Source organism: Methylobacterium sp. BI1, assembly GCF_056680125.1.
Genome location: NZ_CM155267.1, coordinates 5,155,342 through 5,168,035 on the forward strand (window position 1 = coordinate 5,155,342; position 12,694 = coordinate 5,168,035).

Below are 12,694 nucleotides of genomic sequence, written 5' to 3' on the forward strand. Positions count from 1 at the left end.
CTTTGCCGGGTAAGTTTTTCTTGAACCGGACCGGACAGTGCCGCTAAGGCGGTGCCGTCGAGCGCGCGATGCCGCGGACAAGCCCTCGTTCACACCTGTGCGGGATTGAGCGTATCGTGGATTTCCAGCGACCGGTTCTGCAGGCCCTCGCGACCCCGTCCCGGAGTCCGGCGAACAGATGTCCGAGGCCGCGCCCAAGGACCGGGTGCGTATCCGGGCCGGACTACAGCAGGGTCGAACTTGCCGGTCGGTCCGGCGTTTCCGACCGATGAGTGCGCATGCGGGCGAAGCGGATCTGGCCCCGCGACGGCAGGTTGGTGTTCTGCCGTTCCGGCGGATGCCCGATGGCGGCTTCATGATCATGCTCATCACGTCGCGCGAGAGCCGGCGCTGGGTGATCCCGAAGGGCTGGCCGATGAAGGGGCGCAAGCCCTACGACGCCGCCGCCCGGGAAGCCTACGAGGAGGCCGGCCTCCTCGGCACGGTGGGCAAGCGCCCCCTCGGCTTCTACCTCTACGAGAAGCGCCTGAAGAGCCGCGACGCTGTGCTGTGCCAGGTGAAGGTGTTCCCCCTGGAGGTGCGCAAGCAGCTGAAGCACTGGCCGGAGCGCCACCAGCGCGAGGATCGCTGGTTCAAGCCCTCCGAGGCGGCCGACGCCGTGGCGGAGGCGGGACTCGCCGCGATCATTCGGGCCGCCTGCAAGCGGGAAACCGGCGCCCTCGCCTGAGGCGCCCGGGCGACGTCCCCGCCCCGCCCGTGGGAATTCGGCCACCGCCCCGGGAGAAACCGACACAATTCGCTGCGATGCGATTGCCAAGGGGAGGATGATCGGCTAATTGCCCGTCCGTCCGGTTCGCACGGCCCTCGCCGCAACCCAGGACGTTTAGCTGCTGTAGCTCAGTGGTAGAGCACCTCATTGGTAATGAGGAGGTCGACAGTTCAATCCTGTCCAGCAGCACCACCTTTTCCTAATAATCGCAAAGACTTAGGACCGGTGGTGCAAGCCGCTCGCTGATCCGAAATTTTTATGGGCAGCATGCGGGCAGCACAATTGCGAGTCCCTGATCGTGCCTGCCTACGTCATCGAGCCACATCTGAGGCTGGCGTCGCTCAGGACGATTGAATGTCCCCCTCTCCTCCGCGACCGCGAAATTTCCTCGGCCACCAGGGAATGGGTCGCATCGGCTGGTCTGGGCCCGCCCCTAGGTAAGCGGCATGGATCGCAGCTTCCCCATGACCCGTGCCGCCGGGCTCGACCGCCTCTCCGAATTTCTCGCCGGTGCCGGCGCGGCCTATGCCGCCGACCGCAACACCGATCGGGGGCCCGGGCACACACCGACGACATCGGCGCTCTCGCCCTACCTGCGCCGCCGTCTCATCACCGAGGCGGAGGTCGTGGCCGCCGCCGACAGAGCCTTCGGCGACGGGGGCGCGGAGAAGTTCGTGTCGGAGGTGTTCTGGCGGACCTACTTCAAGGGCCACCTCGAGACCCACCCCTCGGCCTGGACGGAGGCCCTTGTGCTGGCCGCCGCGGACCGCGCGCGCCTCTCTGCCGAGCCGGGCCTGCGCCGCACCTACGAGGCGGCCGTGGAGGGGCGGACCGGCATCGACGGCTTCGACGACTGGGCCCGCGACCTCGTCGAGACCGGCTGGCTGCACAATCACGCCCGGATGTGGTTCGCCTCGATCTGGATCTTCACCCTGCGGCTGCCCTGGGCCCTCGGGGCGGACTTCTTCATGCGTCACCTCCTCGACGGCGACCCGGCGAGCAATACGCTGTCGTGGCGCTGGGTGGCGGGGCTGCACACCCGCGGCAAGCACTACGTCGCCCGGGCGGAGAACATCCACCGCTACACGGAGGGCCGCTACGATCCCGTCGGCCTCGACGAGTACCCCGATGCGCTGGACGAGGCGATGCCGCCACGCGAGATCGCGCTGCTCCCGGCCGATGCCCCACCGTCGGGCGACGTTGCGCTGCTCCTGCACCTCGACGACCTGCACCCGGAGAGCCTGCCGCTGGGCGGCGCGACCGTTGTACGCGTCGGCGGCCTGATCGCCCATGCGGATGGGGCGTCCGATTGGGTTCGATCCGCGGACGCGGTCGCGATGACGGATGCGCTGGCCCGCGCCGAAGCGCATTTCGGATGCCCGGCCGAAGCAACGGGGGCGGGATGGGCGGGCGACCTGCCGGTGCTGACGGCCTGGGCACCCGTCGGACCGTCGGCGAAGGCGTTGCCGGACGGCTGCCTGCGTATCCGCCGGGCCTGGGACGAGACTGCCTGGCCGCGATCCACGCGCGGGTACTCTCGCCTGCGCTCTGCCATTCCGGCCGTACTGGCGACTGGGGCCTGATACCGTCTTCCAGCGGTGGCTAACGCTTCGTTAACCATGCGGTCGGCACTCCTTGCTGACGCCATCAGCGAGCTAGAAGACCGATGAGCCAGAAGCGACGGGTTCGCCCCGATTTCGATCCCCTGACCGAAGCGCAGCTCATCGCCGGGCGCACAACCGCCCGACGTGTCCTGCTTCAGCCCTCGGCCGACCAGAACCTCGGTGAGCTGTTGAACGCGATCGACCACATCGCTGAGGCGGCCACGGGCGAGCGGAGTTTCCTGCATCTGAAGCCGAGCCCGGCGACGGTGAAGCACTGAGCGGTCGGCCAGGCTGAGAGATCACCCGCATGTCGACGCAGCTTCGCGCAGATGTCGTTCGAGCGCTCGATGCCGCCAGCGATCAGGTGCGGGCGCATCGCGCGGCGGCCGCCAGCTTTGTCGACGACGTCATGCGGTTGGTCGATGGAACGCTCCGCTTTCTGGAGCCGGACCAGAGCATCTGGGAGGCACGCCGTGTGGTCCTCGAGAGGCTGGAAGGCATCACGCTTCTCATGGACCCGGAGAGAAGTCCGAACGCCGTGGGGGCGACCGTCGGACAGTTACCCCGTGCCATCTCGACAGCGCGTGCCCATGCCATCGAAGCGATCGATCACCTGCGGACGAAGGTCTTGGGTCAAGGCCGCGTGAACGCCGCCGGTGACCGGGTCGGGCTCGGGCAGGCAGGCGCGCTCATCCGCTGACGGATGCTATTCGCGATGCCTTTCATGTCACCGGCATGCACAAGCGTGCTATCCGGCAGTATGCCTCGCTGGTTCTTCCTCTTCGCGATTGAACCGCGCCGGGTTTTCCGGAGGGGATTTAGTTTTGGTCGGGCCGCCAACGCTTGCGCCTCGGTTTGGGCATAGTCGCGCGCTTCGGCTTCAGCGGGAGGGATATTCCCGATGGGTTCGAGCAGGCGGCGGGTGTTGAACCAGTCGACCCTTTCGAGGGTGGCGAATTCGACGGCCTTCAAAGAGCGCCACGGGCCGCGCCGGTGGATCACCTCGGTCTTGACCAGGCCGATGATCGTCTCGGCGAGAGCATGATCGCACGAGTCGCCGACGCTGCCGACGGAGGGTTCGATATCTGCCTCGGTGAGGCGCTCGGTGTAGCGGACGCTGACGTATTGCGACCCGCGGTCGGAATGGCAGACGAGACCGCCGCCGGCGAAGGGGCGGCGCTCGTGCAGGGCCTCTTCCAGGGCAGCGAGCACGAAGTCCGCCCGGATCGAGCGCGACACGCGCCAGCCCACGATCCGGCGAGCGAAGACATCGACTACGAAGGCCGCATCAATGAAGCCGCCCCAGGTGGCGACGTAGGTGAAGTCCGCGACCCACAGCTTGTCCGGACACGCGGCCTTGAACTGCCGGTTGACCCGGTCGAGCGGGCAGACGGCCCCCGGATCAGGGATCGTCGTGCGGACTGTTTTGCCCCGCACGACGCCCTGCAGGCCCATCGCTCGCATCAGCCGTGCAACGGTGCAACGAGCCGCCGTGATCCCCTCACGGGCGAGCTGCCGCCAGATCTTGCGCACGCCGTAGACGCAGAAATTCGCCTCGTACACGCGCCGGATCTCGGTCATCAGCACCGCATCCCGCCTGGATCGTGCTGGCAGCCGACTGGGATCGGCCCGGCGCACGACATGGGCATGATACGTCGACGGGGCGATCGGCAGCACGCGGCAGATCGGCTCGCCCCCGTAGGCCCCGCGATGATCGTCGATAAAGGCGATCATCGCTTGAACGGGCGGCCAAGCTCCGCCTGGACAAAATACGCCGATGCTTTTCTCAGGATCTCGCTGCGCGGTCCTTCGGTTCGTTGGCCTGCCGGCGTTCACGAATTTCCCGCTCCAGCGCGTTCATCCGCTCGCGCTCGTCCGTCGTCGGGCCGGCTCGTTGGGCCTGGTCGCGCTCGGCCTGGCGTACCCAATTTCGCAGCGTCTCGCCCGAGCAGCCGATCTTCGCAGCAATCGAGCGGACCGCACCGTATTGCGAGTCGTGCTCGCCCGGGTGCTCCAGCACCATCCGCACCGCGCGTTCACGGACCTCAGGGGAAAAAGGTGGGCTTCGCTTCGGCATGGCTCCATCCTCGCAAGAGTTGAGGCCTCCGGAAAACACGGCGCGGTTCAGTAGAGCCTCCGGGTGATCGCCACCATCCCGTCCACGGCCACTCGGACGGTGCCCTACAGGCACCGCCGGATCGCCTACCGGCGGCGCAATCAGATCGAGCGGCTGTTCAGCTACCTCAAAAACTGGCGGCGCGTTGCGACCCGCTATGATCGCTTAGCCTGCAACTATCTGGCCGCGATCGCGCTCGTTTTCTGTGTCATCGCATAGACCTGCATGAGCCCCTTACCTAATGCCCACGCTGTTTTACCGCTTCCGCTGCACGGATGGGCAGGATCTCGTCGCCGATCTGCGCGGCCGGCGGATGCCGACGCTGGCGCTGGTGCACCCTCACGCCGAGCGGGTCGCCCTTGATCTCACGGCTCGATTGGTCTGCTTTGTACGTCAAGGTCTGCGGCGCAAGTGGTCGAAGGGTGCTGGCCGAGGCGCTCACTGAGGCCCGGACTGATCATCCAGGTATAGAAGACGGAACAGGCGCACCATGACCTTCGATGAAAAGCTGCTGGACAGGCTGCTGCTTGTAATAATCAGTTGAGCTTTGATGCCACGTCGACTGCATAATCACTCCAAGTTCGTAACGGTCGCTGCAACACTGTGCTTGCAAGCTGATCAAGCAATTCGGGCTGCTCGGCGAGCCGAATAAGTGCATTCGCGATGGCTGCTTCGTTCCTCATGTCGATCATGAGCGTGCCCCCACCCGGTGCGACCTCAGCCATCGCTGAGCCTTCGTGGCAAAGGCAGGGCCGCCCGAGCCATAAGCTTTCAAGAACCGGCATTCCAAACCCTTCCTCGCAGGAAGGATACACGCTAGCGTGGTGCGTAGAATAGAGCCTAGCTAAAACATGATCCTCGATTTGGCCAACTAGGTTCACGCCCACTATTCCAGCGGCAAGCGCCCTGATTTCTCTATCTAAGTCCAAGTAGACATTGCGGCGACCAACCAGCGTCATCTCGATTGAATATTTGCTATGTTCCTGCGCTGTCTTTACCGCACGCAGAAGCTGCGGGAGGTTCTTGCGCGGCTCCCACGTGGCGATCGTGAGCAGCTTTAAAGAGTCAGCTGGTTGTCGGCGCGTAGGCACCTCTTGAACCCGCGGCAGGCTGCCGAATTGCGCAGGCAGCGGAACAACTACGATGTTCGGCAGTGGCATTCCTTCGCTCAGAAGGTAATTCCGCAGATGCGTTGCAACGAGATGAGTGGTGGCCAGCACGAGATCAGCGCTTGTGAACATGCGGTAGTAGCGTCGGAACAACGTTCGTTTCGCCTCATCGTACAGATGAGCCAAACGAATTGGGATGAGATCATGGACGATCGCAGCCGACTGCAAACCGTAGGCGCGTGCAACTTGGATTGGATCGAGATCGTCCCACAGCATCGACAATGGGATCTCGGGTACCAGAAGCCAATCCCGCTCTGAAATGCGGCCTGCGGCTTCGGGAAGGCGGAGCGCTCGGCGTACGGGATCCCATCCAGTCGGTACAAGATCGACGCCGTGTCGAAGCAAGCCACCAGCGAGGCGGCGGGTCACACGTTGAATACCTGTCTCGAACGGCTGCATATCTGTAGTCTCGCGCCAGTAGAAGATGCGCGATACGGTCGATGGCTCGTTCCGGCCAATCTGGTCGGCCGGAACAAAGCCTAATTTTAGAAACTGTTTCAGGCGACTGCTCTTAACTGCAGATCCTCCAGTGCTGTGTTACCGGAAAGATCGACATCGGGAAATACCCAACGCGGAAGACAAACTTTACCCTGTTCGATATGCAAGGTAACTTGGCCGTGCATTCCCGATGTCAGTGTGTGCGGAAGCTTTGCTCGGCCCGTAGTCCACCGATGGCCAGGCGAAAGTGTATGAAAACCGATGCACAGCAGGGGATCGTCCAGAGGGACGGCTCGCCTTTCCGTCGCGCCATCACCTAGGGACAACCCCGATAAACACAAGCCGAGCGTCCGCCCGTCCGAGTTATGGTCGACATATGCAGGGACGCTGGTTGCGCTCACCAACCAAATCTCCCTAGCGTCCGCAGTAAATTCGAAGGATGCTGAAAGCCCTTCACTGCGTGGGCGCACGATCCTACCGTCCACCTCCAAATACACATCCTCCCAAACGCCAGGCGTAACAAGCATCCATCCAAGAGCTTCGGCCCGCGCTCGCAACTGGGTACGTACCACTTCAATGAATGCACCGTTGTCGTAGAACGGACGACAGAAATCGGCGTGCGTGCGAGATGCTGTGCTGATCGCAGCCGGTAAAGCAGATAGATCGATTACGCTACCTCCGCCGAAAAAGGTGCGGTTCCCCATTTCGAGGTAGCTTTCCACCGCTTGTCCCTCCGCCAGGATCAGGTCGTGCGTTTCCAATTCGACGTGCCAACAAGTGATGCTCTCCACGTCCTCTTGAACGATGGTGCACCCATTGATGAGGGCAGATGCTGGCACCAGTATCTCTCCCAGGAGATCAAATGCGATAGAGTGTCCTGGTGAGACGAGCAGGTCTCGCGCTGGACGATTGATGCCGAGCGCGCCGGCGCGGATTCGGACTGGCATTACATGGGTTGGATTGGGATGCCGGCGGCAGTCCATGCGTCGTGAGCCGATCCAACGTATCGGGCGGTGCTCTCCCGATGCGGTCACCGCAAGATCGCCGACCGACAGGCTCTCGATTGCTATGTCGCCGCGCGACGTACGAATCAAGGTGCCGATGGTGAAACACACCGGCGCGGCGTACTCTCCTAATGCACCGTTACCGTCGTCAGCAAAGGTAGTGCGGGTCTGACCGGCCGGGGGCGGATTTCCATACATCTGAACATTTGAGAAAACATAGCGATTAGATGTTCGGTCCCACTGTGTGGTGGTACGACTGATGCCGCTTGGAGGGACGCGCTATGGGACAGGTTCTTCACGGCAGCGCCACGACGACTGAGACGGTCCGTCGGGCAATCCAAGCTCGTCAAGAGAGCGTGAGGGCCGCCGCCAAGCGCTACGGCGTCAGCGCCACGACGGTGCAGAAGTGGCGCTCACGCCAGACCAGCACCGATGCTCGGATGGGACCGAAGGAGCCCCGATCCAGCGTACTTAGCTTGGAGGACGAGGCGGTCATCGTCGCTTTCCGCCGGCACACTCTGCTGCCGCTGGACGACTGCCTCTACGCGCTGCAACCGAGCCTGCCGCATCTGACCCGCTCGTCGCTTCATCGCTGTCTGCAGCGTCACGGCATCAATCGCCTGCCGGACGTCGAGGGCGACAAGCCGAAGCGTTCGAAGTTCAAGGCCTACCCGATCGGCTACTTCCACATCGACATCGCGCAGGTCAGCACCGAACAAGGCAAGCTACACCTGTTCGTGGCCATCGACCGCACCAGCAAGTTCGCCTTCGTCCAACTGCATGAGAAGGCGACGCAACGGATCGCTGCAGCCTTTCTACATGATCTGATCGCGGCGGTGCCTTACACGATCCACACGGTGCTCACTGATAACGGCATCCAGTTTACCGACAACAAGCCAGTGAACGAGGAGGTCGAAGCGAAGGCAGCCGCCTACTGGGCGACCCAGGACGGGCCGCGCCTGTACCGCTGGCATTCGTTCGAATGGGCGTGCGAGCAGACGAAGATCGAGCACCGCCTGACCAAGCCGCGCTGCCCATGGACGAACGGTCAAGTCGAGCGGATGAACCGAACTATCAAGGACGCCACGGTCAAGCGCTACCATTACGAGAGCCACAAAGAACTCCGGCAGCACCTGCAGCTGTTCGTGGATGCCTACAACTACGGACGCCGGCTCAAGACCCTACGCGGCCTTACCCCCTACGAGTTCATCTGCCAGGCCTGGACGAAAGAGCCAGAACGCTTCAGGCTCGATCCGTCACACCACATGCCGGGACCGAACATCTAAGGCTGCCGTCTTGATTCCCGGGGACACCACTCCCCGTGAACAATATCATATCTGGATTATCTAAATTTGTCGCATTCAGCGTCTGGGTCGTCGGAGTAGATGATCCTGGAAGCGTATATGTCAAAGTGACCGTGCTGTTGCTATCCGTAACAGTTCCATTAACGGTGACTGGAAAGTCATAAGTATCGTCAATTCGGAAGCTTCGAGTGGCATTTGTAGGCACACCGCCATCGTCTGTGCCGAAGAAACCAGCCTGAAAGACGGTTTTATTAAATGTAATCGGCAGCGCCATTACCTACTCCCCAAAGATATTATTATTGACGAAAATCAATTACCCTACAGAAGGTAAGATTGCATCTCGAAAAATGGCCTATAAGTTTCCAAACTGCAATCTAAAAATTCGTGAAAATCTCATATAACGGTAGTCATTAGGTGTATTTAGAAGCGTGTTGCTTGATTGCCACAAAATAAGCTCACATTATTGCTTTATGGTTTTGTTCCAGTCATGCTCAATACTATATGGCAACATTTTTTGCTAGATTCTCCCGCATAAAATGCCAGATCTTCCCGAAATTGCTGAAACTAGCTCCGATTGATGCGTTACGCGCTTTGACGAACCGCATGGTCATAGCGATGTTGTTTCGTCCGCACCGTGTAACGGGCCTGCCATTCACAGTCAGTTCCGCCTCCCGATATCGTTCCAATTCAGACAGCATGCCTATCGTAACCGATTCGACCGTCGGACGGGCCTCGGGATTGACGGCTATACACTTGAGGTCCGCGGAACCCGGATCTGCCTGCAGAGTATCGACGCGCACGAGAGCGCGCAGGTCTGCAAGGACACTGCCGGCAAGGACTACACCGCGGCCAAACGGCGGCTCTCGCCCTGTCCGACCACATTGGCGAGCGCTTGGTAACCTGCGATCCACCCGACACCGATCGCTACGGCCGGGTCGTGGCCGTCTGCCGAGCCGAAACCGAGGATCTGAACGCTTGGATGGTCCGCCTGGGCGACGCCATTGCGTACTGGCGCTACGCCGAAAACTACGCCAATTCCGTGTTCGCCGCGAAGACGCTGCGACAGGGCATCTGGGCCGGTACGTTCCAAGAGCCGTCTGAGTGGCGCCGCCAGATGAGCGCAGGCGGCAAGCATTCGCGGCCTGAGACCGTCACGCCGCCGAGCGGCTGTAACGTCAAGGGCAAGATCTCGACCGGGGGCGAACAAATCGACCAGCTGCCTGGCTCGTGCGACTACGAGCGGACCCGCATCAACGACCCGGCCGGCGAATGCATGTTCTGCTCGGAGAACAAGGCGAAGGCGGTTGGGCGGCGCGCCTCGCGGGGCTTAACAGAGGCTCGTCCGGGCCGAGGGTCAGTGGCTGGCTCAGTAGGCTGCACCATCTCGGATATGATGTCCTTGGCCTAGCATAGCGGCGAATATCTGCCAGGGCGGGTATAGGCTCTGCACCGGCCGCACAACCGCCGGCCCCGATCAGTGTTGTAGGGGCAAGCGCACGAGCTCGGGTAGCTGGCCAATGACGCGGCGATGAGCAGCATTGCGATGGCAGCCGTTGAAAGCGCCGGCGCGACGCTCGGAGGTTTCGGTTTGGCTTCCTCCGCCGCGGGCGCTTGGTCGGACAGGTGCTTGGCCTGCATCCATCCTTCGCGCTGCGTCAGATCATGCCGTACCCATGGGCGATGATGGCTCGGGTCAGCGCATCCTCGTCGGCCGTCAGTGTGGGCACGTAGCGCTGCGTGCCCCAGTGCTGGCCGACGGTCCGGCAGGCGTGACGCTCCAAGAGGCCGTACTTCTCCCGGATCCCATCCACCGTCTGCTTGCGTCGCTCGAGGGCTAGATGGGGTATTCGGGGTGCGTCGCGCGGTGGAAGCGGCATGATGGTGCTCCGAACCAACCTCGGAGCCCTGCCATGGACCAGCAGCACCACGTCGGCCTCGATGTCTCCGTGAAGGAGACCGCGATCTGCATCGTCGATCCCCACGGCAAGGTCGTGCACCGCGCCACGGTCGAGAGCCATCCCGAGGTTATCAGCCGGCATCTCAGCGACCTCGGGCACAGCTACGGGCGTGTCGGCCTGGAGGCAGGGCCGCTCTCGCCTTGGCTCTACGCCGGCCTAGTCGAGGCAGGGCTCCCGGCGATCTGCGTTGAGACCCGTCACATGCACGCCGCCCTCTCGGCGCGCATCAACAAGACCGACCGCAACGACGCCATGGGCATTGCCCAGATGATGCGGGTCGGCCTGTTCAAGCCGGTTCACGTCAAGACGCCGGCCAGCCAGCAACGCCGCCTGCTCCTGACCTCGCGCAAGCTCCTGCAGCGCAAGGCCTACGACATCGAGAGCGACCTACGCGGCCAGTTGCGCAACTTCGGCCTCAAGGTCGGCGTCGTGGGGGCTGCCGGGTTCGAGCAGCGCGTGCGCAACCTCGTGCTTGATCTGCCGTTCGTCGCGGCCGTGGTCCTGCCGCTGCTGGAGGCACGCTCCGCGCTGCGGACCCAGCTCGCCAAGCTGCACAAGATGCTGCTGGACCAGGTCCGTACCGATCCGATCTGCCGGCGGCTGATGACCGCGCCCGGTGTCGGGCCGATCGTGGCGTTGACCTACCGCACCTGCGTCGACAATCCGGCTCGGTTCGGGCGCTCGCACTGCGTTGGGGCACATTACGGTCTGACGCCGCGGCTCTACCAGTCTGGCGAGACGATGCGGATCGGACGGATCTCGAAGTGCGGGGACACGATGATGCGTGCCGCGCTGTATGAGGCCGCGCTCGTGCTGCTGACCAGCCCGCGCGGCCGGTGGTCCTCGCTGAAGGTCTGGGGACTGGCGGTGGCCAAGCGGCGGGGCATGCAGAAGGCGCTCGTGGCCGTCGCCCGCAAGCTGGCGATTGTGCTGCACCGCATGTGGCGCGACGAGACGGACTTCCGCTGGTCGGTCGCGACCGCTACGGCGGCCTGAGGCCCGCACACCAGCATCACGCAACACCGAGCTCCTCCGGCGTGGAGGAGGTCCCTGTGGGGACGACGGGAGCGGGTGAGACCGAGGAAACTCAAGCGTCGGTTCTGCCGAGCGCGCGGCTTGAGAATCGCTCCACCCACTCCCTCTGATCCCATCATGAGGCGGCCCACGCCGACCTCGGAGAGAAGCAAGAGCTCCACAGGACCGTTCACGCGCCGAACTAGGATGCGCACGAAAGGGAGTTGACCGATGAACCCCGAATAGAGAATAAGTTTCCCGAGGCGACGTCCGCCAGCACCTGCTTTTCCAAAGACAGGTCCGCAACGAGCCGCCGCAGCCGACCGTTCTCGCGCTCCAGGTCCTTCATCTTCCGGACCTGGTCGCCTTGGAGACCCCCGTATTCCTTGCGCCAGCGGTAATAGCTCTACTCAGAGATCTCCGCCTCCTGCAGGCCAGCGCCAAACTCTTAACTTGTGCCGTTTGCACCTCGATCTGGCGCAGCGTCAGCACCACCTGCTCTGCGCTCGTCTTCTGACCTCGCCGCATGTTCGACTCTCTTGGTCCCGGCTAATCCTCTCAATCAGCCTGGTCCAAAGCCAGCCGGTCAGGTCATATTTCGCCGGACCGTTTGACGAGTCCTCTATCACTCCAGAGATCTGTCCGAATGGTGCTGCCCCTCGCGGTGACGACACGGATTGCCTCGGCATCACTGGTAGCTCTGATGTCACGCACATGGATGATGCGTCCATCGCTATGGCGGGTGATCGCGGAGTAGGATCGCATCTGCGGCAGATCGCACGCAGCAAGTGTCGGTCGGGCGTACCCCATTGATTCTCCACGCCGCAGTGCATTGCAATTTGTGGAATACCAGCAAGATTTAAATTGGTTCGTTATTCCCGAACAGTTGGCACACACGATCCTGCGATCAGAACGGCGTTCCCTCGATATTGAACCTGATTACTATTTCGGTGGGCGACATCAGCCAGAAGAAAACCCGCCACAACTCTCTCTGGGAGGATGAAAACACAGATGGGTGCACCAGGAGGAAGGGCTACGTACCGTAGCAGGTCGAGGGCGGTCACCTCTCACATTTGAAGGATCAGCCCAGGCAGCGGATGTCCTGCATACCACTAAAAAAGCTCTTGGATTGTATCTACCATCTCGCGATGCTCCTGGTGCTTGCCCTGGGTTTTGTGATTCTCCTTTTGACAGTTCCTCGTGATGAGCGCTTTCCACTGTGATACAACACCTGCACGCTCTCTCAGTGCCGCACGTTATCTCAAAGCAAATTTAAATATTGTTGCGCGCCAAATTTTTTGGTCTCTCAGAGCTATAT

Annotated in this window: 9 protein-coding genes, 1 tRNA gene, 4 pseudogenes and 1 other annotated feature; of the genes and pseudogenes, 9 read left to right on the top strand and 5 right to left on the bottom strand. The window is 62.3% G+C overall.

Annotated features, from left to right (window positions below):
- Positions 1 to 268: 268 nt before the first annotated feature.
- The 5 genes from AC1MGR_RS24465 to AC1MGR_RS24485 all read left to right on the top strand — a co-directional run bounded on the left by AC1MGR_RS24465 (position 269) and on the right by AC1MGR_RS24485 (position 3,073).
- Positions 269 to 727, top strand: coding sequence for an NUDIX hydrolase (locus AC1MGR_RS24465; RefSeq protein ID WP_056212083.1), 459 nt, complete (start codon positions 269 to 271; stop codon positions 725 to 727).
- 159 nt (positions 728 to 886) lie between these two features.
- Positions 887 to 961, top strand: a tRNA-Thr gene (locus AC1MGR_RS24470).
- A gap of 254 nt (positions 962 to 1,215) precedes the next feature.
- A complete protein-coding gene (locus AC1MGR_RS24475; RefSeq protein WP_480233260.1) occupies positions 1,216 to 2,352 on the top strand; it encodes an FAD-binding domain-containing protein in 1,137 nt (378 codons plus the stop codon).
- 83 nt (positions 2,353 to 2,435) lie between these two features.
- Entirely contained in the window at positions 2,436 to 2,651 is a 216-nt protein-coding gene (locus AC1MGR_RS24480) for a hypothetical protein (protein ID WP_108037717.1), read from the top strand.
- Between the two features lie 29 nt (positions 2,652 to 2,680).
- Positions 2,681 to 3,073, top strand: a complete 393-nt coding sequence (locus AC1MGR_RS24485; RefSeq protein WP_108037715.1) for a hypothetical protein — start codon at positions 2,681 to 2,683, stop codon at positions 3,071 to 3,073.
- Between the two features lie 131 nt (positions 3,074 to 3,204).
- Here the strand turns inward: AC1MGR_RS24485 and AC1MGR_RS24490 are convergent.
- Positions 3,205 to 4,450, bottom strand: a pseudogene (locus tag AC1MGR_RS24490) (IS3 family transposase); the annotation flags it as partial.
- Positions 4,033 to 4,149: a sequence feature (AL1L pseudoknot), on the bottom strand. It overlaps the preceding pseudogene by 117 nt.
- A gap of 54 nt (positions 4,451 to 4,504) precedes the next feature.
- On the opposite strand from AC1MGR_RS24490, the pseudogene AC1MGR_RS24495 reads away from it, so the two are divergent.
- A pseudogene (locus AC1MGR_RS24495) lies at positions 4,505 to 4,708 on the top strand (transposase); the annotation flags it as partial.
- A 317-nt stretch (positions 4,709 to 5,025) separates the two neighbouring features.
- Here the strand turns inward: AC1MGR_RS24495 and AC1MGR_RS24500 are convergent.
- A complete protein-coding gene (locus AC1MGR_RS24500; protein WP_480233261.1) occupies positions 5,026 to 6,057 on the bottom strand; it encodes a glycosyltransferase in 1,032 nt (343 codons plus the stop codon).
- Positions 6,058 to 6,155: 98 nt separating this feature from the next.
- The gene (locus AC1MGR_RS24505) at positions 6,156 to 7,211 is read right to left on the bottom strand and encodes a Hint domain-containing protein (protein ID WP_480233262.1); all 1,056 of its coding nucleotides are present in this window, start codon (positions 7,209 to 7,211) and stop codon (positions 6,156 to 6,158) included.
- A 170-nt stretch (positions 7,212 to 7,381) separates the two neighbouring features.
- Between AC1MGR_RS24505 and AC1MGR_RS24510 the strand changes: the two genes are divergently transcribed.
- A complete protein-coding gene (locus tag AC1MGR_RS24510; protein ID WP_480231791.1) occupies positions 7,382 to 8,386 on the top strand; it encodes an IS481 family transposase in 1,005 nt (334 codons plus the stop codon).
- Positions 8,387 to 9,296: 910 nt separating this feature from the next.
- Entirely contained in the window at positions 9,297 to 9,812 is a 516-nt protein-coding gene (locus AC1MGR_RS24515) for a thermonuclease family protein (protein ID WP_480233263.1), read from the top strand.
- Positions 9,813 to 10,080: 268 nt separating this feature from the next.
- Here AC1MGR_RS24515 and AC1MGR_RS24520 read toward each other — a convergent pair.
- Positions 10,081 to 10,242 (bottom strand): annotated as a pseudogene (locus tag AC1MGR_RS24520) (IS3 family transposase); the annotation flags it as partial.
- Between the two features lie 72 nt (positions 10,243 to 10,314).
- Here AC1MGR_RS24520 and AC1MGR_RS24525 point away from each other — a divergent pair.
- Positions 10,315 to 11,358: an IS110 family RNA-guided transposase gene (locus AC1MGR_RS24525; protein ID WP_480233119.1), complete on the top strand. Its 1,044-nt coding sequence runs from the start codon at positions 10,315 to 10,317 to the stop codon at positions 11,356 to 11,358.
- Between the two features lie 268 nt (positions 11,359 to 11,626).
- Here the strand turns inward: AC1MGR_RS24525 and AC1MGR_RS24530 are convergent.
- Positions 11,627 to 11,904, bottom strand: a pseudogene (locus AC1MGR_RS24530) (transposase); the annotation flags it as partial.
- Positions 11,905 to 12,694 lie beyond the last annotated feature (790 nt).